20 protein-coding genes are annotated in these 22291 nt (G+C 38.7%); all 20 read right to left on the minus strand.

The window, feature by feature from the left end; all coding sequences use genetic code 11:
- Window positions 1–30: 30 nt before the first annotated feature.
- The 20 genes from DK857_RS02795 to tssC all read right to left on the minus strand — a co-directional run bounded on the left by DK857_RS02795 (window position 31) and on the right by tssC (window position 22270).
- Window positions 31–2427, minus strand: coding sequence for a T6SS phospholipase effector Tle1-like catalytic domain-containing protein (locus DK857_RS02795; protein WP_109401490.1), 2397 nt, complete (start codon window positions 2425–2427; stop codon window positions 31–33).
- Window positions 2412–2960, minus strand: coding sequence for a DUF3304 domain-containing protein (locus DK857_RS02800; protein WP_109401491.1), 549 nt, complete (start codon window positions 2958–2960; stop codon window positions 2412–2414). The genes DK857_RS02795 and DK857_RS02800 overlap by 16 nt, the downstream gene beginning before the upstream one ends.
- Complete coding sequence (locus DK857_RS02805; protein ID WP_109401492.1) at window positions 2945–3490, minus strand: DUF3304 domain-containing protein; 546 nt, start codon at window positions 3488–3490, stop codon at window positions 2945–2947. Before DK857_RS02805 ends, DK857_RS02800 begins: the two co-directional genes overlap by 16 nt.
- Window positions 3475–4023 carry a DUF3304 domain-containing protein gene (locus DK857_RS02810; protein ID WP_109401493.1) on the minus strand — a complete coding sequence of 183 codons (549 nt, stop codon included), beginning with the start codon at window positions 4021–4023 and terminating at the stop codon, window positions 3475–3477. The genes DK857_RS02805 and DK857_RS02810 overlap by 16 nt, the downstream gene beginning before the upstream one ends.
- Window positions 4008–4556, minus strand: coding sequence for a DUF3304 domain-containing protein (locus DK857_RS02815; protein WP_109401494.1), 549 nt, complete (start codon window positions 4554–4556; stop codon window positions 4008–4010). Before DK857_RS02815 ends, DK857_RS02810 begins: the two co-directional genes overlap by 16 nt.
- A complete protein-coding gene (locus tag DK857_RS02820) occupies window positions 4541–5068 on the minus strand; it encodes a DUF3304 domain-containing protein (protein WP_227003107.1) in 528 nt (175 codons plus the stop codon). Before DK857_RS02820 ends, DK857_RS02815 begins: the two co-directional genes overlap by 16 nt.
- A gap of 49 nt (window positions 5069–5117) precedes the next feature.
- On the minus strand, window positions 5118–5375 hold the full coding sequence (locus tag DK857_RS02825) for a PAAR domain-containing protein (protein ID WP_109401495.1): 258 nt from the start codon (window positions 5373–5375) through the stop codon (window positions 5118–5120).
- Between the two features lie 48 nt (window positions 5376–5423).
- On the minus strand, window positions 5424–6206 hold the full coding sequence (locus tag DK857_RS02830) for a DUF4123 domain-containing protein (protein ID WP_157957593.1): 783 nt from the start codon (window positions 6204–6206) through the stop codon (window positions 5424–5426).
- Window positions 6199–8598 (minus strand): type VI secretion system Vgr family protein, encoded by a 2400-nt coding sequence (locus tag DK857_RS02835; protein WP_109401555.1) that lies wholly within the window; start codon window positions 8596–8598, stop codon window positions 6199–6201. The genes DK857_RS02830 and DK857_RS02835 overlap by 8 nt, the downstream gene beginning before the upstream one ends.
- Before the next feature lie 108 nt (window positions 8599–8706).
- The gene (locus tag DK857_RS02840) at window positions 8707–11391 is read right to left on the minus strand and encodes a T6SS phospholipase effector Tle1-like catalytic domain-containing protein (protein WP_109401497.1); all 2685 of its coding nucleotides are present in this window, start codon (window positions 11389–11391) and stop codon (window positions 8707–8709) included.
- Window positions 11376–11906, minus strand: coding sequence for a DUF3304 domain-containing protein (locus tag DK857_RS02845; protein WP_109401498.1), 531 nt, complete (start codon window positions 11904–11906; stop codon window positions 11376–11378). Before DK857_RS02845 ends, DK857_RS02840 begins: the two co-directional genes overlap by 16 nt.
- Window positions 11891–12415 (minus strand): DUF3304 domain-containing protein, encoded by a 525-nt coding sequence (locus DK857_RS02850; protein ID WP_109401499.1) that lies wholly within the window; start codon window positions 12413–12415, stop codon window positions 11891–11893. The genes DK857_RS02845 and DK857_RS02850 overlap by 16 nt, the downstream gene beginning before the upstream one ends.
- Window positions 12400–12924: a DUF3304 domain-containing protein gene (locus DK857_RS02855; RefSeq protein ID WP_109401500.1), complete on the minus strand. Its 525-nt coding sequence runs from the start codon at window positions 12922–12924 to the stop codon at window positions 12400–12402. The genes DK857_RS02850 and DK857_RS02855 overlap by 16 nt, the downstream gene beginning before the upstream one ends.
- A complete protein-coding gene (locus DK857_RS02860; RefSeq protein WP_109401501.1) occupies window positions 12909–13427 on the minus strand; it encodes a DUF3304 domain-containing protein in 519 nt (172 codons plus the stop codon). The genes DK857_RS02855 and DK857_RS02860 overlap by 16 nt, the downstream gene beginning before the upstream one ends.
- A 24-nt stretch (window positions 13428–13451) precedes the next feature.
- Window positions 13452–16124 carry a type VI secretion system ATPase TssH gene (gene tssH, locus DK857_RS02865; RefSeq protein WP_109401502.1) on the minus strand — a complete coding sequence of 891 codons (2673 nt, stop codon included), beginning with the start codon at window positions 16122–16124 and terminating at the stop codon, window positions 13452–13454.
- A gap of 351 nt (window positions 16125–16475) precedes the next feature.
- Window positions 16476–16967, minus strand: a complete 492-nt coding sequence (locus tag DK857_RS02870) for an Hcp family type VI secretion system effector (protein WP_023583757.1) — start codon at window positions 16965–16967, stop codon at window positions 16476–16478.
- 22 nt (window positions 16968–16989) lie between these two features.
- The gene (locus DK857_RS02875) at window positions 16990–18708 is read right to left on the minus strand and encodes an OmpA family protein (protein ID WP_227003108.1); all 1719 of its coding nucleotides are present in this window, start codon (window positions 18706–18708) and stop codon (window positions 16990–16992) included.
- The gene (gene tssL / locus DK857_RS02880; RefSeq protein WP_109401504.1) at window positions 18708–19376 is read right to left on the minus strand and encodes a type VI secretion system protein TssL, short form; all 669 of its coding nucleotides are present in this window, start codon (window positions 19374–19376) and stop codon (window positions 18708–18710) included. Before tssL ends, DK857_RS02875 begins: the two co-directional genes overlap by 1 nt.
- Window positions 19373–20710 carry a type VI secretion system baseplate subunit TssK gene (gene tssK, locus DK857_RS02885; RefSeq protein WP_109401505.1) on the minus strand — a complete coding sequence of 446 codons (1338 nt, stop codon included), beginning with the start codon at window positions 20708–20710 and terminating at the stop codon, window positions 19373–19375. Before tssK ends, tssL begins: the two co-directional genes overlap by 4 nt.
- Before the next feature lie 12 nt (window positions 20711–20722).
- Window positions 20723–22270: a type VI secretion system contractile sheath large subunit gene (gene tssC / locus DK857_RS02890; RefSeq protein WP_109401506.1), complete on the minus strand. Its 1548-nt coding sequence runs from the start codon at window positions 22268–22270 to the stop codon at window positions 20723–20725.
- Window positions 22271–22291 lie beyond the last annotated feature (21 nt).

The following is a 22291-nucleotide window of genomic DNA, read 5'->3' on the forward strand; positions in this document are numbered from 1 at the left end:
AAAGTTAAAATAAATGGGATTAATGCTAATTTAAGCAATTGATAAGACTTTTTTAGTATCAATAACTTGAGTTAAACTATTTATAACACCTTCTGTTTTTTCAACAATAGATTGAGCTATGGCAATTGATTGTACAGGGCCCGCATTTTTAGTAGGTTTAACATCTTCAGGATTAAGGGGAAGTGCTAATCCTGTTATTGCATTTACTACTTCATATTCCATTGACATAACGCCTAATGTACCTGTAAAAGCACCTAGTGCATTTTTAATGTTTTTTTGCCTCACTACATACGCCATACCACCAATAAATGTGGCTATACCAATTAATTTTCCCGCTATTGCGACAGGTGATAAAAATTTATTTGTTTCACTATCAGCATAGATCATTCTATAACTAAAATAGCTTGCCCAAGGTTCTCTAGATTGTAATGCATCATGCATAAACCAAGCACGAGAATCATGAAATTGGTTATCAAATAAATCTCTTGTTAATAATGCATCAGGATCAGGAGTGTTATTTTCTTTAAATAAAGGAAATCCATAACCTTTTTTATAAATATCATCACCACTTTGTTTCATATGAAAATATTCAGCTTTCTCATCGTCAGTATTTACTAAGCACATTATATTAGTTAATAAATTATCGACAGAAAACTGTTTCCAATTTCTGACTTCTCTTCGTTCATCGTAATAGTCCGCTTTAAATTCTTCAGCACCTTCTCTTAATTGTGTTTTACCTAGCATGGGCTCATAAATACGAGGCCCCATAAGATCTCCTGGTGAAATGGTATCTGTACCTTGTTTTATTTTTTCTTTCTGTTGTTCTTCTATCTTCTCTTTAGTTTTCTCCCATTTTTCTTTATCTTCTTTGATCTTTTCAGTGCCATGCTGTAATGCATTTTTATAAAAATCTTGATTAAACAGATTCATATCGGCATATCTATCGATACGCCAAGCTGTCATCCATGCCATTTGTTTTTCGACGACTTTTTCTAATGTTGTATTTGCACGGCAAGCATTGAAAGTTTCCGAAAAATGAGTAGTAGTCACTTGAGGTAATTCTAAAGTAATTTTTCGCCATGCGTTAAAGCGTTGAATTAGAATTGGGTTGATTTCAAATAAATTGAGAATTTCTGGTTCTACAAGCTCACTCATATTCTTTTTTGAAACTGTTAATGGAGATTTTACCGCCACATTAAGGGGGGAACCCGCTTGAAATGCTGAAAGATAAAGGTCATGTAAGACGATTTGTGAAGCTAACATTGAAGGATCATTAAAGGCTTTTCCTTGATCTCCTACCAAATATCCCCCTCCAATATCGGAGTGAACACCTGGATAAACCACTTCTTCAATATCGGATATTTTGGGATAACGGCCATAATTATTACCATTAATATTCTTATTATTCACAGATGTATCTGCTTTATTTTTTTCATTCTCCCAATTTGAGGGTCGTCTTACTGTATCTAGAGGAAAACAGAAACGTTGCTCATGAGCAGAAACAAAATGGCGACAGCACTTAATAAAGTTAGGAAAGATTTTTTCACTGGGGAGTTGTTGAGTGCCATTTGCCCAATCCATATGACCTGAAAAGAAAGGTGCTAAATGCACTATACCCACAGAGGGCACCGTATCCAAAATACCAAAAAATTCAACTTTTACATTAATACCACATAATTGCTGAGCGGGTTTATCAGCGCCTTCAGGGGTATCGAATAACTGTGTTACCCAATTAACAAAGGTTCTTGCTTCCGCCGCGCCACGTGAGAAACCGTAAACATAAAGTTTAATCGTTAAAGTTTTAGGTTTAAGTTGCAATCCTTCAATAATCTCTTTTTTATTAATTAGAGAATGGATAACCGCACGGCGACGATCTTTACCACTAATAGGGAGATATGTTGGGGTTGCCATATCTTTCAAATACATTCTACATTCAGATATCTCTAACCTCTTATTACCAGAAGCTACACTTAATGTATTGGCTAACATTAATAATGCCCAATTAATACGATTTTCTCCCCCTGTTGCAAATATTAAGCCCATATTAGTAAAATTATATTCTGCTATTTCAGGGAAGGCAGTACCAACACCGGGCATATAATATTTAAAATATTCTCTTTGTTTTTTATCTGGGTTATTTTCATCTTCATACGTTGTTTCAAATAATCGGGTAATATTGGTGGCGGTTTTAGGCTCAGCCGCCATATCTTTTTCTCGATTATTATTGGTGCCATCAAAAAAGAAACTAATATGCAGATTTCGACAGCAGTTATTTTTTACACTAGCAAGGCTAGAGTTATGATTTCGTTTCTCTTCTTCTCGTATTTTATAATTATTTTCTATTTGTTGTTGAGATAATTCCAATCGCCCATCATCAGGGAAATGATTAGGTACCCAAACTGGTTCTGCTTTTATTTCTTCAAACATACGGTGGGCTCCTTCATATTATGAGGTTCATTAATCGGGTATTCAGGATCACCATAGCTATAGCAAGAAGTGGTAATTTTCACCTCATTACAAGGTAAAAAATGAACATCGACACCACACACTTCTTTATCATATTGTGGGATTGGCACCCAAGTTTCGTGACTGGAGGTATTGTCGCGTAACTCTTGTTTCCAACGTTGATAAGCTTCTACTTGACTAAATTTAGGGGCAGGAGAGAGTTTATTTTTATCCACTTTATTCCATTGAATATGCGCGACTAAATTAGGACGCCATTTTTCGGGGATCATCACACAACAGACCGTGCCGCCAATACTGCCATAACCTTCATTAATCGAAAAACCGGTAATACTGTATTGAGTGTGGTTATAGCCTTGAAGCCCGGCTCCCAAGAGGGAGTTTTCTGGTTTTGTGCCCCAAGAGCCCGCATTGGCACAACCGGAAAGTAACAGAGAAATGATCAAGAGCGTGGCAAGTTTAGGGTAAGTGTACCAAAAGGTTATTTTTGAGGACATACGGTTGGCTCCTTCATTTTCATTGGTTCGGTTATTGGATATTCGGGGTCGTGATAGCTATAACAGGAAGTAGTGATTTTCACTTCATTACAAGGTAAGAAATGCACTTTGACGCTACAAGGTTCATCATATTGTGGGATTGGCACCCAAGCTTCGTGACTGGAGGTATTGTCGCGGAGTTGTTGTTTCCAGTGTTTATAGGCTTCTACTTGGCTAAATTTTGGAGGTGGTGGAAATTTGCTGGTATCGACAGTTTCCCATCGAATATGCGCGACTAAATTAGGACGCCATTTTTCGGGGATCATCACACAACAGACCGTGCCGCCAATACTGCCATAACCTTCATTAATCGAAAAACCGGTAATACTGTATTGAGTGTGGTTATAGCCTTGAAGACCTGCTCCCAAGAGGGAGTTTTCTGGTTTTGCACCCCAAGAGCCCGCATTAGCACAACCGGAAAGTAACAGAGAAATGATCAAGAGCGTGGCAAGTTTAGGGTAAGTTTGCCAAATGGTTATTTTTGAGGACATACGGTGGGCTCCTTCATATTATGGGGTTCATTAATCGGGTATTCAGGATCACCATAGCTATAGCAAGAAGTGGTAATTTTCACCTCATTACAAGGTAAAAAATGAACATCGACACCACACACTTCTTTATCATATTGTGGGATGGGCACCCAAGCTTCGTGATAGGTCGTATAGCGGTCTAATTCTTTTTCCCAGTGATTATAGGCTTCGACTTGATCAAAATCAGGAGCAAGAGGTATTTTGCTCTTATCGAGTTTCTCCCACTTTATGTGAGCGATTAAATTAGGACGCCATTTTTCAGGGATCATCACACAACAGACCGTACCGCCAATACTGCCATACCCTTCATTAATCGAAAAACCGGTAATACTGTATTGAGTGTGGTTATAGCCTTGAAGCCCGGCTCCCAAGAGGGAGTTTTCTAGTTTTGCACCCCAAGAGCCCGCATTGGCACAACCGGAAAGTAACAGAGAAATGATCAAGAGCGTGGCAAGTTTAGGGTAAGTTTGCCAAATGGTTATTTTTGAGGACATACGGTGGGCTCCTTCATATTATGGGGTTCATTAATCGGGTATTCAGGATCACCATAGCTATAGCAAGAAGTGGTAATTTTCACCTCATTACAAGGTAAAAAATGAACATCGACACCACACACTTCTTTATCATATTGTGGGATTGGCACCCAAGCTTCATGACTGGAGGTATTATCGCGTAGCTTTTGTTTCCAGTGTTTATAGGCTTCTACTTGGCTAAATTTTGGAGGTGGTGGAAATTTGCTGGTATCGACAGTTTCCCATCGAATATGTGCGGTTAAATTAGGGCGCCATTTTTCGGGGATCATCACACAACAGACGGTTCCGCCAATACTGCCGTAACCCCCATTAATTGAAAAACCTGAAATTTCAAATTGAGTATGGTTATAGCCTTGAAGCCCGGCTCCCAAGAGGGAGTTTTCTAGTTTTGTGCCCCAAGAGCCCGCATTAGCACAACCGGAAAGTAACAGAGAAATGATCAAGAGCGTGGCAAGTTTAGGGTAAGTTTGCCAAATGGTTATTTTTGAGGACATACGGTGGGCTCCTTCATATTATGGGGTTCATTAATCGGGTATTCAGGATCACCATAGCTATAGCAAGAAGTGGTAATTTTCACCTCATTACAAGGTAAAAAATGAACATCGACACCACACACTTCTTTATCATATTGTGGGATTGGCACCCAAGCTTCATGACTGGAGGTATTATCGCGGAGTTGTTGCTCCCAGCGATTATAGGCTTCGACTTGGTCAAAATCAGGTGCTGGTGGAAATTTGCTGGTATCGACAGTTTCCCATCGAATATGTGCGGTTAAATTAGGGCGCCATTTTTCGGGGATCATCACACAACAGACGGTTCCGCCAATACTGCCGTAACCCCCATTAATTGAAAAACCTGAAATTTCAAATTGAGTATGGTTATAGCCTTGAAGTCCTGCTCCCAATAGGGAGTTTTCTGGTTTTGCACCCCAAGAGCCCGCATTGGCACAACCGGAAAGTAACAGAGAAGAGGCGAGAACTAATAATATTATTTTTAATTTAATCATTTTATCCACTTTATTTTTATAAAATAAGAATGACATATAAATAATTAATTTATGATTTGATACTTATATTAGAAAGTGAACTTACTAAAGTACAACCACAAGCACAATGGTGCCCTTCTAATGCAACTGCTCTTTTATTTATTGTTGAATTTTTTGCGCCTTCAATAATTCTATTTTCACCATGCTTATTACAAATAACCTTATCGCCAACACAAGCAACAGACTTTCCATATGCTAAATAGCTTCCTGTAATCACTTTTCCACCATAAGGATTTAAAGTATCTCCGACTCTAATTATTTTTTTCATTTTATGTTCTTTTTAAGCGTGAATTTTAAAAATAGTAATCTGAGTGGGTTAATTATTAGAATAGTATTTGCGAACATATTCTTCTATTGTACCCAAATGGTCACTATTATTGGCTTGAATAGCAAGAGCATATAGATGGTTGAAATTTTCTTCTTGAGTTATCGATGTGTTATTAAATTCAGAATATGCTCTTAATTCCTCTGCATCACTTATACAGCCAATTTTATTAATTTGTTCATCGTTAAATTGCATTGTTGGAAAAGACTTATCTTCAATCTCTGGATGATAACTCCCTAATAACCAACTCATATCATTGTCTCTATCTAGCAAGCCCCAAATAAAAGTAATATCAGTGAATCTTTTTTTTTGCTCAGGTGTGAGAATATCTTTTACTAGTGTCGGAAATACCCGTGTATCATAAAAGCGAAGTAAGCAAGATTTAAAGCCCCATTCAATTTCTGCAAGAGAAAGTAGAAATGTAGATAACATATTAAATGGAAGAGGGGATGATGTTATTAATAATCGAGGCTCTGAATAAAGTAATTCAAATAGCTCTTCTAATAAGATTAAATGTGTACTTTTATTCCACTCAATACGAATAAGTAGAGGAGCTTGTTCTAAAAAACCTTCTTCCGGCATATTAGTGAAAAGCGAAAACCATCTAATATCATTATCCATCTTGATTAAAGCTGGAACGATGGGATTTTCTAACCCAGCTTGGTCAATAACAATATCGAGATAATCTAGATGTGTTTTTTCTGAGATCAATTTTAATTGTTTTATCCATTGATCCGTTATTTCTTTTGATGGGGATTGTAATGTATTATTCACGGATAGCGACTCCCATAGCATTTTCTTGGGCTTTCTTTAAACACTCTTTACAAACAGATTGAGGAAGGTCTGGTAATGGGAAATCTTCACTCGCTGGCTCACTCCAAATATGTTGCCCTTTGAGGCTTAAACGACTCGGTGTATGAATTTCAATTTGGCCATCAGGCATTATTTTAATATATCCACCGCCACAGCCTAAAGTAATTCCATTTTTAGCAGTTAATTGAATATGACCTTGAGTTGATTGTACCGTAATATCTTTAAGTGCCGTTGCTTCGAAGATATCGCCATGTGATTCTAATTCAAAAGGACCTTTTCCAGAGACAATGCGTATTCCTTCTTTTTGAGACAACATCGAGATTTGTTGATATGCATTTACTGCTATTTTCTGTGTACTTGATAGGTGCATTTCACCTTTTGTTTGAGCATAGAGTGCTTCAACACTTTGCATAAGTAGTGTTTCATTGGTAACAATACCTATTCCTTCTGGTGCATGCATTAAAATAGAAGGTGATGCTAGTTTATCGGTGTTTTTTAAAAGATTATCTAACCCTTCTTTTTCTGGTTGGAGATTGTGATGTGCTTGTGTGATTTCTCTACAATCATCTAACTGACTTATTGCTCCCTTGACTAAAGATATTGCAGGGTCCATTGCCAGCACTTCACCACCTGCTTTGGTTTGATTATCTGCACTAATAAACAATCCTTTACCTGCTCTTATTGCTCCCCAACTATCAGTGCGTAACTCAAAACCTTCACCACGTTTATCACGATTGGCATCGACAATATGACCTAAGCTTAATTGAGATTTACCCCCATATTCGGTACTGAGTTTAATATGCTCTTCACCGCGTTTATCTTCCATTCGCAGCTTATTATTTGCAGGAGTACGAATAACGTTACGTGTATTGTTTCTATCCGTTACATGATCGGGATGGCGCGAATCATGCAATGCATGGGCGATATAAGGTCGGTCTGGGTCGCCTTCATGAAAGGCGATAGCGACTTCAGTACCTTGAATTAACGGAAAATGCATCCCATAGGTATCACCCGAATAAGGTTTTGCCAAGCGAACTGGCATACTTTCATAGCCCATGGGTTTTTCATCACGGTCGGTATCAAATTTTACCCAATAAAAACCATGTTCATTTTGGTGGGCGTAAATATCGTTATCTTTTGCACTCGTAATACGCGCAGTCAGTGTGCCTGTAATAATTGGACGAGGTTTAACAACTGGACGCCAACAAAGTGTTTCACTGTAAGGAATGGCATTAAATCGCACTTGTAGTGCTTTTTCCCGACCACCACTAAAGCGTAGGCGAGTGATTAAAATAGGTGATTGAAACACTGACGGTAATGATGAAGGTATTGCGTTATCAGTGATAGAAAGCACTTGGAGCGGTGATAAAAAGTCGGCATTACTTTCACCTTTTAAGCGGGTTTGCCGAGTAAGAAAACGTTCATGATCGAGTCTTGCCCAAAAGTTAGCAGTTTCTGCTTCAGGTGTGAGTTTATCGCCACGAGTAAGATGTCTTGCTTGGTAATGATAAACTTCACCATAGTGGATTTCATCACCTTCACCACGTGTCATATCAGCAACCGCAGATAATAATGTGTCTTGCGCTTGTCGATGGTTATAGTCTTTTGTTAATACATTTTGTTCGACCACTTGATGGTGTAATGATAATCCCCACACACTTTCTTGGTGGTTATCGCTCATACCGGAAGGGCTATTGAGTGGTAATGTTTTATCAAATATATAAGCACTTTGGCGATCGGCAAAATGGATAACTTCAGTTTGTGTTTGGTCTTGCAAATAGAATGAGTAAAAAATACCAACTTCACTTAATAGTCGTTCTATAAATTGACGATCACTTTCATTGTATTGATTAATTTGCTCGCGTTTGGGATATTCATTTTTAAGTGTAAATTCAAACTCCCAATCTTTAAAATTATGCTCACGTAAAATTTGGCTTACAACATCGGGTACAGATTGATTAAGAAAAAATCGATGAGAGCGGATTTGATGACGTAATAATGCAAAGACAGGCTCAATAACGAGTTGATAACGTGCTTCATCCACAGATCCAGATAAACGCCGAAATTGTGTGATAACACCATGAACTTGTTTGGTGATAGGCTCTTGCGTTGCCAAATCGGTAATACTGTTAATTGGCGGTGTAAAAGATAGGGTTGCACTACGACGCAAGAGTTGTTGTGGCTGTAAATCTTGAGCTTGGCAAGTAAAGGTAATTTGATAATGGTAGGTATCACTTATAGCTTCGCGTCCTGTGAAGTGTTCTACATCAAATAAAACATCACATCCTTGTACATTAAGATGATAGCGATTTTGTCCATTAAGTAGAGTCTGAGTTGTTTTTTTTAAGTTCATAGCTGAATTATATAAACACATCCCGTTTGTTTATTATTAACAAACTTTCGGTGTTTATCCTTGTGAAGGAGTTTTAATTGATATAATAACGTTTAATAATTGTAGATATTATTTTTCAATAATTACTTGTAAATCTTGCATAGTATTATTTAATTCTTCTTTTTTTTGTTGCTTAATAAGTTCTGATATTTGATTAACTAAATAATATGTTGGAGGAGGGAGTTTAGTTATATCTATAGGAGTTTCTTTTCCTGTCGATAAGTCTACAAATATAATTCCATATAAAGGTTTATATGCTATACCTAGTAGTATTATTGTATCTAAATAACTAGATGTTCCTTCAGGTTGCATAATTAATTGCATTGATTTATTTGATTTGTAACCAAAGTAGATCATTCTTGATAAAAAATAACTACTAAAAGGCTCACGAATACCACTTTCAGAGTGCATAAACCATGCACGGGAATCATGTATTTGATCATCAAGCAAACTAATAACGTTTTTAAGGTCTACATCTTGAGTTATTTTTCTCATTGATAAAGACATTATTTTTCTAAATATGATACTACTAATCGCTTTTAAGCTTAAGTATTCTTGCCTTTCATCTTGAGTTGTAGCTATGTAAACAAGCTTATTAGTAGATTGAAATGCTTTTAGTAAATCTGATTTTAATATAACGTCAGATGGAAAGGTTATTTCAGGGGCATTTTGACATTTTTCTAGATTTGTTTGGTATATTGATGAGCTTTCACCATGTACTTTTTTAAACCATTGTGCCTCTTGTTGACATTCTACTTTTGATTTTTGGTTTATTTTTATTAGAGGTGTAGGTCTGGATACTCCTTTTAAATCTTCTAATTCAAATTTAAATTCTAAAGATGCCTCCCATAACTGACCTCTAGCATTTGTTGCATCAAAAAGTGGTGGCCCTATATTTTTATCACTTGGTTTCCAATTAGAAAGGTCGGTTATTGTCTTTTTTTCTTTATCTCTGAGTGATGTTTTCTCAGCGATATCTTTTGCTTTTTTCTCATATTCTAGAGCTAACACAGCTGTAGCTTGTCTTGAAAACTTAGCATCATAGGGTTCGACTGAAATGTCAGGGTGTTGCGGTGCATTTGTAAAAAACGGTTGATACGTTAAATTAATTTCTTCACTTTGTTTTGTACCATAGCGGCCAATTCTCCAGGCTGTGATTAAAATAAGCTGAATTTCCATAGCATATTCTAAAGTACTCGTTACAAAACGTGGGGGTATAAAACATAAGGTTTCATTACTAGTAGCAGTAATATGATTAGATAAAGCAGGCTGTTCAGGTAAAGTATAGTTTCGCCAAGAATTGAATTTATTAACTAAATCTTCTGATATTGCAAATTCCTCTAGTGTCTCTGTAGATATTGTCCGAAAAAAATATTCATTTTTAATTTCTGGTAATTGTATAAAAATATCTTCTCTAATCGCTAATGGTGCCCCGGCATCAATTGCTGAGGCATACATATCATGTAATGTTATTTGTGATAATAACTCTTCACTGCCATTCATTGCTTTACCTTGATCACCTGGCGGATAACCTCCACCAATATCAGAGTGTACTCCTGGGTAAATGATTTCAACAGAATTCAAGGGATAATGGCCTTCTGGTGTCCGAATTGAGTCAACAGTAAAACATTGTCTCTGTTCATGGGCGGCAACAAGATGACAAACATTTTTGACAAGTGACGACTTTGGCAACTGCTGTGTACCACTTGCCCAACCATTATGCCCTGTAGCACCAGGAACTACATTAGCTAATCCCACTGCGGCAACAGTGTCAAATAAGCCTAGAAATTCAACGGAAACAGGTAAACTATAAATGGTTCCCAAAGGACACGGTTTTTTCCATGCGTGAGGTAACTCTTCAAAATGATAATTTAAAGATTGATTAAGCCAGTAAACAAAAGTACGTGCTTCTGCTGCACCTCGAGAAAATCCATAAGCGTAAATTTTTAAAGCGACAATATGCGGTTTTACTTTAGATATTTTCCATTTTAAAGGTTTAAGAAAATCGTTTAATTGTTTGACGGGATTATAGGTTTTATTAAATTTACTGTATGCGGAACCAACGATTAATCCTAGGCTACCCATAGCGGCGGCTCCAGTAGCACCATAAAAAGTATCAGTAGAGTCTAGATCGGTATTTATCATTGATTCAAAATTTAAATCTGTGCTCATTTCTTTAAGTAAGGCTCGTTTATCTGCTAAAGAGAGACCATCACCGGTTACTGCATGGTAAATAGCATCACAAACTTGAATTAATCCCCAACTTATTCGAGCTTCGCCACCAGTTGCAAAAATCAATCCATCAGAATAGTACTGATCTGTACCGATATCTGGAAAAGGGGTACCAACACCAGGAATATAATAACTATAGAAACCCTTATTCTTAACTTCATTCTTTTCAGGAGAAGAGGCATGATAAAGCTTAGCAACATTAGAGGGATGAGGTGGAGTTGACGCCTCAGTATCATTATAATTATTATTATTAGTACCATCAAAAAATAAACTCACGTGTAATGTTTTACAACATAACGCTTTTTTTTGTTTTTTAGCGTTTTGATAATATTCTTTTTCTTTATTTGTTAGTTTTTCATGATTAGTGCGAATTTGTTCTTTTGTGAGCGCTAAACGCCCTTTTTTAGGAAATAGAGGTGGAGCCCAACAAGGATCACCTTGTGATCTTATGGTTAAAATATCTTCAGTGGCTTCTTTTTCTTCTATCGTTTTAATAAAAATGGAGTTTAATTGTTTGGGCATATTGCAGGCTCCTCCATATCATCGGGTTCATTGACTGGATAGTCAGGGTGTCCCCATGACTTACAAGACAAGGTGATCTTGACTTCTTGGCAGGGAAGAAAATGCACTTTCACATCACAGGGGTCGTTATATTCGGGAATTTCTACCATTTTGCTATAACGACGGTAATTGGCTTTATGTAACCTCATATATTCTTTGTAGTAAGGATCATTAAATTCAGGAATATCACCAGGGTAAGCATCGGGATCGACCTCCCATTCCACTTTGACCCATTGATTCGGCGTCCATTTGGCGGGCACGACAATACAACAGGTTCCGCCACCCCCTTTGCCATAGTAGCCATTGACCATAAACCAATTTACAGAGGTACCTTTGACATGGTTAAACCCGTGTAAATTCCCAGCAAGGTAGTCATCTTGTGGTTTTTTCTTGGGGAAAAACAGTGAGCTCACGGCAACAATGACAAGAATAACACCAATGACAATAACTTTTTTACGGGTTATTTTTTCGAGCATATTGCAGGCTCCTCCATAAAGCTAGGCTCTTTTATAGGATAATCAGGATGATTGGTTGCATGGCAAGACAGGGTGATTTTTACTTCCTGACAAGGGAGAAAATGGACATCAACACTGCATGGCTCATCATATTCAGGGATTTCAACCATTTTTTGATAATGGCGATAATTGGCTTCGTGTTTTTTCATATAAGCATCAAATTTGGGATCTGTCACACCCGGTGAATCTGTAGGGTATGCATCAGGATCGACTTCCCATTCCACTTTGACCCATTGATTAGGTGTCCATTTTGCCGGCACCATAATGCAACAAGTTCCGGCTGCACCTTGCCCGTAATAACCATTGACTTTAAACCAATTCACCGCAGTCCCTTTCACATGGTTAAAGCCGTGTAAATTACCTGCTAGATACTCCACTTTCGGTTTTCGGATAAAGAGCAAATAGATCGCAAGAAGAGCAATGATTATCCCAACAAATACGAGTTTTTTGCGGGTTAATTGTTTGGACATATTGCAGGCTCCTCCATTTCTAATGGTTCTTTTATTGGATATTCGGGAAGCCAAGGGGAATAACAAGACAGGCTAATTTTTACTTCTTGGCAAGGGAGAAAATGGACTTTGACACTGCATGGCTCATCATATTCAGGGATTTCAACCATTTTTTGATAATGGCGATAATTGGCTTCGTGTTTTTTCATATAAGCATCAAATTTGGGATCTGTCACACCCGGTGAATCTGTAGGGTATGCATCAGGATCGACTTCCCATTCCACTTTGACCCATTGATTAGGAGTCCACTTGGCGGGCACCATAATACAACAAGTATCATTAGCACTTTGGGCATAATAGCCATTGACTTTAAACCAATTCACCGCAGTGCCTTTCACATGGTTAATACCACTCATACTACCGGCTAAATACTCCACTTTCGGTTGTCGGATAAAGAGAAAATAGATCGCAAGAAGAGCAATGATTATCCCAACAAACATGAGTTTTTTGCGGGTTAATTTTGTGGGCATATTGCAGGCTCCTCCATCTTTGTTGGAACCGAAATAGGGTAATTAGGGTGTCCTGGGGAATAACAAGATAATGTGATCCGAACCTCTTGGCAGGGAAGAAAATGCACTTTAACATCGCAAGGATCGTCATACTCAGGAATTTCTACCATTTTGCTATAGCGACGATAATTTGCTTCATGTAGCTTCATATATTCATCGTAAGTAGGATCATTAAATTCAGGAATATCACCAGGGTAAGCATTGGGATCGACCTCCCATTCCACTTTGACCCATTGATTCGGCGTCCACTTGGCGGGCACGACAATACAACAGGTTCCGCCACCCCCTTTGCCATAATAGCCATTGACCATAAACCAATTTACAGAAGTACCTTTGACATGATTAAACCCGTGTAAATTCCCAGCAAGGTAGTTGTCTTGTGGTTTTTTCTTGGGAAACAACAGTGAGCTCACCACAATAACGATGAATGTGAAAATAATTATAGTGAGCGTTTTACGAGTCATTTTGGCGATAGATCTTAGTTATTGTTAGTTTGGCAACTCATCACTAAAACTCAATGTAATACCTTCTTCTTCATTAAAACCTAAAATGACATATTGTGATTTTTCAGCATTGGCTTGGCGTAAAAGGAGTTGCTGGCTAAGAATAGGGAGAATTTGTTGATTAAGCAGGCTATCGATATTTCGCGCACCTGTATCTGGTAATAAACAGGCATCTACAATGGTGTCGTAGAGGGCTTCTTCGACAATACCTGTTAATCGATAGTGAGTGTAAAGTCGCTTGATCACATTTTGTAATTTCATCTCAACAATAATGCGTAGTGCCGTTGCATCAAGGGGACGGTAAATTAATGTTTGGAAACGAGCCAGTAGTGCAGGTTGAAAATGATCACGTAAAATAGGGCGCAGTGTTTCTTGTAAATCGCTATCTGTACTTAATGGTGACTCTTCCAGTTGTTGCATTAAATAATCACTGCCTAAATTTGCGGTCATTAAAATAACGGTATTACGAAAATCAATTTCACGACCTTCACCATCACGCATAAAGCCTCTATCAAATACTTGATAGAAAAGATTGAGAACATCGCGATGTGCTTTTTCAACTTCATCTAATAACACAATGCTATAAGGGCGTTTTCTTACTGCTTCGGTTAATACACCACCTTGACCGTATCCAACATAACCTGGAGGCGAGCCTTTTAATTGACTGACAGTATGTGCTTCTTGATATTCAGACATATTGATAGTGATTAGGGATTTTTGACCACCAAACAGACATTCCGCCAGCGCAATGGCGGATTCTGTTTTACCTACACCACTTGGACCCACTAATAAAAATACGCCTTGAGGGCCGTTTTCAGATACTAATCCTGTTCTAGATGCACGTAGACGTTGTGCTAACGCGAGTAAAGCACTGTCTTGTCCAACAACATATTTTGATAAGTTACTTTCTAGCTCTAATAGGCCGATTTGTTCATCTTTAAGAAGACTTGAAAGTGGAACACCTGTCCAATCGGCAATAACCGTTGCTACTGTGCGAACGTCTACATCAGGGTTTAAAAGTGGTGCTTCTTGTTGTAATTGTGAGAGTTGTTGCTGTAACTGTGCCGATGTTTCGGTATTTTCGGGATCTTGTCTGCTTTCAATTAGCTGATAGATAATCTCTTTTTCTTGCTCAAAACGCTGTTCTAAGGCTTCAAGTTGAAGTGCTAATTGGGCATCTTGAGAAGATAAATCAGATAACTTGGTTTGATTGGTTAAATTACCAATAGTGATGTCATCAAGTATCGCTTTTTGTTCTAGTTCAAGCGCATAGCGCTTGGCTTTAATGCGAGTGAGTTCTTCAGGTAAGGTATCTAAACTCATTCGAATACGCGCACTGGCAGTATCAAGTAAATCCACCGCTTTATCAGGAAGTTGGCGACCAGTTAAATAACGGCGAGATAAAGTGACTGCAGCTTTTACTGCATCATCAGTAATGTGTACGCCATGATATTTGGCATAACGAGATTTTAATCCTCGTAACATTAAAAAGGCTTTTTCATCATCAGGCTCGTCAACTTTAACGATTTGAAAACGACGTTCTAATGCAGCATCACGTTCAAAATATTGTTTGTATTCAGACCAAGTAGTTGCCGCGATAGTTCGTAATTCACCGCGAGCCAATGCGGGTTTTAATAAGTTAGCTGCATCAGCACCACCGGCTTGATTACCGGCACCAATAATTGTATGCGCTTCATCGATAAAAAGTAGAATTGGTGTGGGTGATTGTTGAACGGCATCGATAACATTTTTTAAACGCTGTTCAAACTCACCTTTTACTCCCGCCCCCGCTTGTAATAGACCTAAATCTAGAGTGCGTAATGAGGTGGTTTGTAAACTGATAGGAACATTTTTTTCTGCTATACGTAACGCTAATCCTTCAACAAGTGCGGTTTTACCTACACCGGGCTCTCCAACAAGAATGGGGTTATTTTTACGACGGCGAGAGAGAATATCGACCATTTGACGAATTTCGTCATCTCGACCAAATACAGGATCAATTTCACCCAGTCGTGCTTTTTCTGTCACATCAAGAGTGAATTTATTTAATACTGCCTGTAATGCGTCACTAAGAGTGTGACCAATAATGGCGTTATCTGTTGTTGAAGATGGCGCATTGGTTTCATTATGTTGATTAAGAGGAGCTTCAGGTAAATGATTATGTGAAGCCAATTGTTGAACTTCTGGTCTTTCATCGGATTGGGCATCAAGTAGAGGTCTTAATCGTTGTAGTTGTGTCTCACCTAATGTCATTAAAGGCCAAAGTGCGTCGAGTGGAACTAATGCAGGTTGTTTTGTCATTGTGTGTAATAAATGTACACTGCGAATTTGTTCGATATCTTCATCAAGAGAAGCAATGACCCATGCATTTTTAATTAATTCTAGTAAGGATTTGGATAATTGAGGTCGGCTACGTACAGAGCGGGGCAATTTATCAATCGCATCAAGTAAGCTTTGCCAAAGTGCAGATAAATCCCATTCGTAGCGACGTGCTAATACAGTGATATCACTTTCGCCAAGTTCTAGAATTTTTAATAGCCAGTGTTCAATAGTTACTTCTGCGTGGGCACGGGTTTGGCATAATGAGGCCGCCGCTTCTAGCGCTTTTGCACAATAAGGATTTAACCGACGCAATAGCATGACAGATTGATTTTCCATATTTTCTCCCAGTAATGAAGTCCCTATTGAGGGAATTTAGGTACGCTACCGCCCTTAGCCGTAGACCGAGGCTCATAAGGTATACTCGTCATATTTCAAGTTGTAGCGTTGTTGGCTATGCTCATTCGCACTAGCCACATACTCCAGCTCCTCGTCATATTTCAAGTTGTAACGTTGTTGACTATGCTCACTCGTACTAGCCACATACTTTTGTATGTTCCTAGAGACTCATTCCTTTGTCGCCTAGCTACACCTTGAACTATTTAGAGTATTTGCTCGTTGTGCTTCAAATAGTGTTATTACAATAATTTGCTGTTAAAACAGGCGGCTAACCGCCTGTTTATTTTGGTTTTACGCAGTAGCGCGTTCATTCCATGAATCTGAATGAATGATATTTCCGTCTTTGTAAGTCCAAGTGATTTTTTCGTAACGCAATTCAACTTCTTCAAGGTGATTGTGTTTTTCTTTAGTCGGATCTTTGATGTTGTGCATCTTAGGAGCCACTTTGACTACCTTGACGTTTTCAAGCGTAGTGTTGAAATATTCAACTTCTTGGCCTGCATCATCGATGCGATACCATTTAAACTCTGCTTTTTTCAAGGTTTGCCCAGTTGTAACTGCCTTGTATAAATACGGGCTGGAAGCATCAATTTCTTTTACGAAAATAAATGGAGTATGGATACGTGTACCGGTTAATTTGCCGGTATTGTTATCTGTTGGAATGTACAAGTTGTGATCTTGAGCGACGACTTCGATACTACCTTCACGATCTTGAACATTAACAGAGCCTTTGATATCCGCATTACCGTCATCTTTTAACCAGAGGTATACAGGAATAGCCATAATTACATCTCCTTTCTAGGGTTTAGTTGCCACCATCCTTCAGTGGCGTAAGGTCATCAGCTAATACCTGACAAGCATCGGCTTGAGGTATCAGGCGAATTTCAACTCGACGATTACGAGCCCGACCATCGAGTGTTGAATTGTCTGCAACAGGCTGATGCTGACCATATCCTTGCACTGCAAAGCAAGATGGTGCGATATCACTGGTTTTGATCATCCAATCACGCACGGCTTCAGCTCGTTTAAGAGAAAGTTTTTGGTTTAAATCAGGATTACCGGTGTTGTCGGTGTAGCCTGAAATGACAATTAACCAACCCGGTTTGGCTTTTATATTGATAAGCGCATCAACAAGTACTTTGGTGGCCTCATTTTTTAATTCGTATTGACCAGATGCGAAGAGGGCAAGGCTATCTAACGTCACCATTTCAGGAACTTCTTGCACGATGATAGGAGCTGGTGGCAGTGGTGGAGCCCATGAACTAAGCAAGGCGTGCAAGTAAGGTAAGATGTTATTGCCTTGATATAACGCTAAAGAGTAGCGAGCAGGAATACCTTCTCTTTGCCAATGAGAGAGAAACGTTGCATCTGAAAGTAACTGTTGATAAGCCACTTTTTTAGGTTCTAAATTCTCATCAGTAATACTTTTAAAGTGGTTGATATCATGACTGTTATCGTAAATTAATTGCTTGTTGTGATGGTAGCTACCTGAGAGAGCACCAATAAGAAATAACCCACAAATTACGCCAACAACACCAAAGGTAGTTTCTATTTTTAGTAAATTGACATCGTGAGAGAGTTTATTAATCACAATGTCCGGTAGCGGTAATTCGTCGCTGTTATTTGATGCATTGGTAATAGTCGGAGATAACGTAGTTTTGTGGTGAATAAATTGAGCCCAGCTGTTATCTGAAATGTTAGGTACGGTCGTAAATTGCATCGCCCAAGCAACAGGAATAAGGCTTGGAGCACCAGATTGAGCAACAGTGAGCAAAGGAATAAATTCACTTTTTAACCAAGCAAGTAATTGATCAAGCCAAAGTGCCATAGTGAGCTGGTTTTCGGTTTGTTCAGTATTTTGTGACAACCATGTTGAAACAGGTTGTGTCGCTAAATTATCAGAGATAACCAGTAATTCTGGTTGTTCACTTAAATAGGTTATCCATGGTGTAGTGTCATCAAAATGTGAATTGAGGTAATTAACTGGGGAGTTAAGATAAAGCGTCACCCAAAAAGGTAATGTTTTACCTACTTTTTTATTGCTTTCATGAATAGCGCGACGCCAATTAAGTATTTCTTGAGTCACTTCTTCTTGTTGTAATAGTTGTTCAGGTAATAAAGCGTATAACAGTGACAATCGGCGTAATTGTAAGGGAGCAATATCAACAATATGTTGAGTGATGTTGATCAAATCGATAGGAGAAGAGGCACAAATATACCAACCTTTAGCTGTCTCTCGATAGATTTGATTTTCATGAAAAAGAGCTTGTGATTGACCACAAACAATAATAACTGCACCTTGATAATTATCAGGAGGGAGCTGGTTTGTAAGTGCATCTTTAAGGTAAGGAGTACTTTTTTGTTGGCGGAAAAACCAAACACACAAAGTCAGTGTGACGATACAAATAAATGCCGTCAGAAAAAAGGAGATCTCTTTACCAAAAGACCAAAATCCCCAAAGCAACCACAATAATAAGCTTGCTGAAAACAATGTAATACACTGTTTTATCCTGTTTTTTTGCATCACTTTCCTTGAATTACCCATTGTTGAAGTAAATTTTCTAATGACACAGAAAAGCCCCACCAGAGCATTGCAATCACCACAATTCCCCCAAACCAACCTAGCCAATAAATATGGCGGCGATTCATTCGATGCTTGGGTTTCATCACTAAAGGTAAATCACTTGATAGTGCATAGGCGGGAAGTTGGGTGTTAAGTAACTCAATTATTTGCTCTCGCTCTGGAGCATCGGTTTGGCGATATTTGCCGACAAAACCAAGCGTAATAACACGATGAAAACAGATAAGCACATCATGGTTTGGTGCGGGTTCATTTAATAGATCACGTAACCTATCCCATAGTTTGTCACCAGCTTCTAACGTATTGAAATACTTGGCTTGTAATGGGGATTGTATCCACTGTAAATAGCCATCATCACGCTCAGTTCGGTTCATCACACTTTCATCAATTAAGGCACACTGTGCATAAAGCATGTTTTCAATGGCGGATTGGGAATAGCCTTTTTCTACGAGCTGTTGGCGTGTTTTATCAATATGTTCACAGACGCGCCGATAGAAAGCTTTACCATCAGTAATTTCGGCACCTTGACGCAGCTGGCATACCATTAACCAAGTATCAGCAAAAAGCATATCAACCATGTTATTTTTAGCTGTTCTTGTATTCGTTATCATGAGCGAAGCACCGCAAAAAGTTCGAGTTGAATTTCACCTAATGTTCCCGGTACATAAAAGGCACAATGACCTGAAGACAACATGGCTTGACCTGCAGGATTATTAAGTTCAAGCGCAAAATAGTGATTTTCTAAACGCAGTGGGATAGCAGCAGGAACATGTGTTAACGGTTGTAGTGGAATACCGTTAAGTGCAACGTTAACCACACTAGCAACATCGTCATTACTGCCTGCTTTACAAAGCAATGGAAATTGCGTGATCAATAAATGAGCTGGTAATGCAGAACGTACGGAAAGATAGAAATCAGCGTCTTCGCGTAAGCGAGGATCATGCAATTCACCACGCCAGAAAGGTCCTTCTTTATCAAGGGCAATACTAATCACACGTGAAGGTAAACTCGCTTCTAATAGGGTATTAAGTAAGCTAAATAAAGGTGGAAAAACTTGTTCAGGGAATGAGTGTTGATAAAGAGGGATATCACCATTTTCATGATCGAGTGAAAATGTCAGTAGTGCACCCGCTAAACGTACTAATTCACGATAAAGAAGTTCAGGGTGGCGACCCATTGATGAGAGTAATTCGCTTAATACTGGTTCAGCGCTATTAATCGCATTGAGTAGCCAAAAAAGCGAGACATCAGCAACCGCAAAATCTGCCATTTGCTCATTATTTTCTCGACGCATAGTCATTAGGCGACGGCGCTTTGCGACTAAGCGATGCATGAATTCTGAAAACAATATGGTTAATTCATGGCTCGCACTACAACTTAATAATGGTGGAATAAAATGCTTATCTATTTCCCATGCACCTTGTGCATTGCGAATTAATCGAGACACCGGACAAGTCATATATGCGCTATTTTCTTCATGGGCATAACGCAAAGTAATACTGTGGCGTAATACAGCGATGTCCGTTTGTTCTTGCCCAATCAAATCTTGTACTTTCATCCACTCTTGATAGAACTGTTGTGGTCTATCAGAGCGGCCTTCTTGCATAAGATTGCCACCATTGGCTTGCAATAAAGGTAATGCAAGAACGATATCAAGTGCTTGATGTTGAGAGTAATGGCTGAGTTCATTGACTGGCGGTAAATTGTCAGCCAGTGTCGTATCGATTAGTGTTCCATCAGGAAAACGCACAATTAATTTTTGTGCGCTAAGGCGTGAAATAGTTAAAGCACTTTCATCAAATTCAGCACAAATCACGCCCCATGTTGATGCAATCGTCATATTGGCGATAGTGCTAATGAGATAGCTATCCCATCTTGCTTGTTGTTGAAATTGCTGAGGAGCCAAAAAGGCCCCATCACTCCAGAGGGGGCGGTATATTTTCATCCGTGCTTCACCTTATGCTTTCGCTTTTGGCATTTGAGATACTAACGAGAGATCAACATCCATTCCTTCCACTTGGAAGTGAGGAACGGCATACAGTTTCACTCTGAAAAACCCTGGATTATCTTCAATATCTTCTACAACCACTTTGGCATCGCGAAGTGGGTGAGAAGCTTGTAAATCATCACTTGGATCAGTCATTTCAGTAACTAAACTACGAACCCAATTGTTTAATTCGAGCTCTAATAAGCGACGATCTTTTGTGGTACCGATGTTTTCACGCTGAATTAATTTCAGATAATGAGCAATTCGTGAAAGGAGGAAGATATAAGGTAAACGAGCATTGATACGGCTATTTGCAGTTGCATCAGCGGTATCATAAATAGCGGGTTTCTGCGCAGAGTTTGCTGAGAAGAAACAAGAGTAATCACGGTTTTTGTAGTAGGACAAAGGAATAAAACCGAGATTAGCAAATTCAAATTCTCGAGTTTCAGGGATCATGACTTCAGATGGAATTTTGACCTGACTTCCTGTTCCTAAATCATAAAGATGAATAGGTAAATCTTTTACAGCGCCGCCAGCCTGAGGACCACGAATTTGTACGCACCAACCATTATTAATAAAGCTTTTAACCATATTGGCAGCAAAAGCAAAGGTTGCATTTGTCCACAAATATTTCTCATGATCTGGGCCTTTTACTTCTTCAATATAGTTAAAACTGCGTACAGGAACGGTTTCTGGGCCATAAGGTAGGCGACCTAAAACGCGGGGCATTGTTAAGCCAATATAGCGGGCATCGTCAGAGTCGCGGAAAGATTTCCATTTGATATATTCAGCACGGTCAAAGTAGTTGCTGATGTCTTTAATGGCAGCGACTTCTTCCATAGAGTCTTTACCAAAAAATGCAGAGCCAACAGAGCCAACAAATGGCATGTGAGCAGATGCTGATATTTTTGCAATATTGCGTAATAGTGCAATATCTTGTGGACTACGATCAAACTCATAATTAGAGATAATCGCGGCAATAGGTTCACCACCAGGGGTGTCATATTCTTCGATATATGTATGGTGATAAAGGCCACTTTGAATAGTTTCAGGGCAATCTTCAAAATCTTGGCGTAAATCGTCTTTGGCGACATCAAGTAATTCGATTTTTACATTTTGGCGAAAATCAGTGCGATCCACTAAGAATTTTAGTCCACGCCATGCTGATTCTATTTTTTGGAAATCGGCATGATGCATGACTTCATCAAGTTGCTCACTAATTTGTCTATCTAAATCTGCAATATGGTGATCAAGTAGATTTCTATCTAAACGTTCAATTCTTTGACCCGAAGATTTCAATCGGTCGAGAAAAACTTGAACAGCGACAGTAACGCGCTCATTTGCTGTTGTATCTGCCAGAGCACTATTGTCTTGGAAGATATTAATATCACTCACCTGAGAAACGGGTGTGAGGTTGATTTTCTCAAAGAGTGAGGCGTAAACACCGCTATTGGCGGGCTCATCAAGTACAGTTGTTGTACTTTTCGAAATACTTTCGCTATTAACTGACATAAGCATAATCCTGTAATGATAAAACCC

It is taken from the genome of Proteus terrae (genome assembly GCF_003144325.1).
Lineage (GTDB): Bacteria > Pseudomonadota > Gammaproteobacteria > Enterobacterales > Enterobacteriaceae > Proteus > Proteus terrae.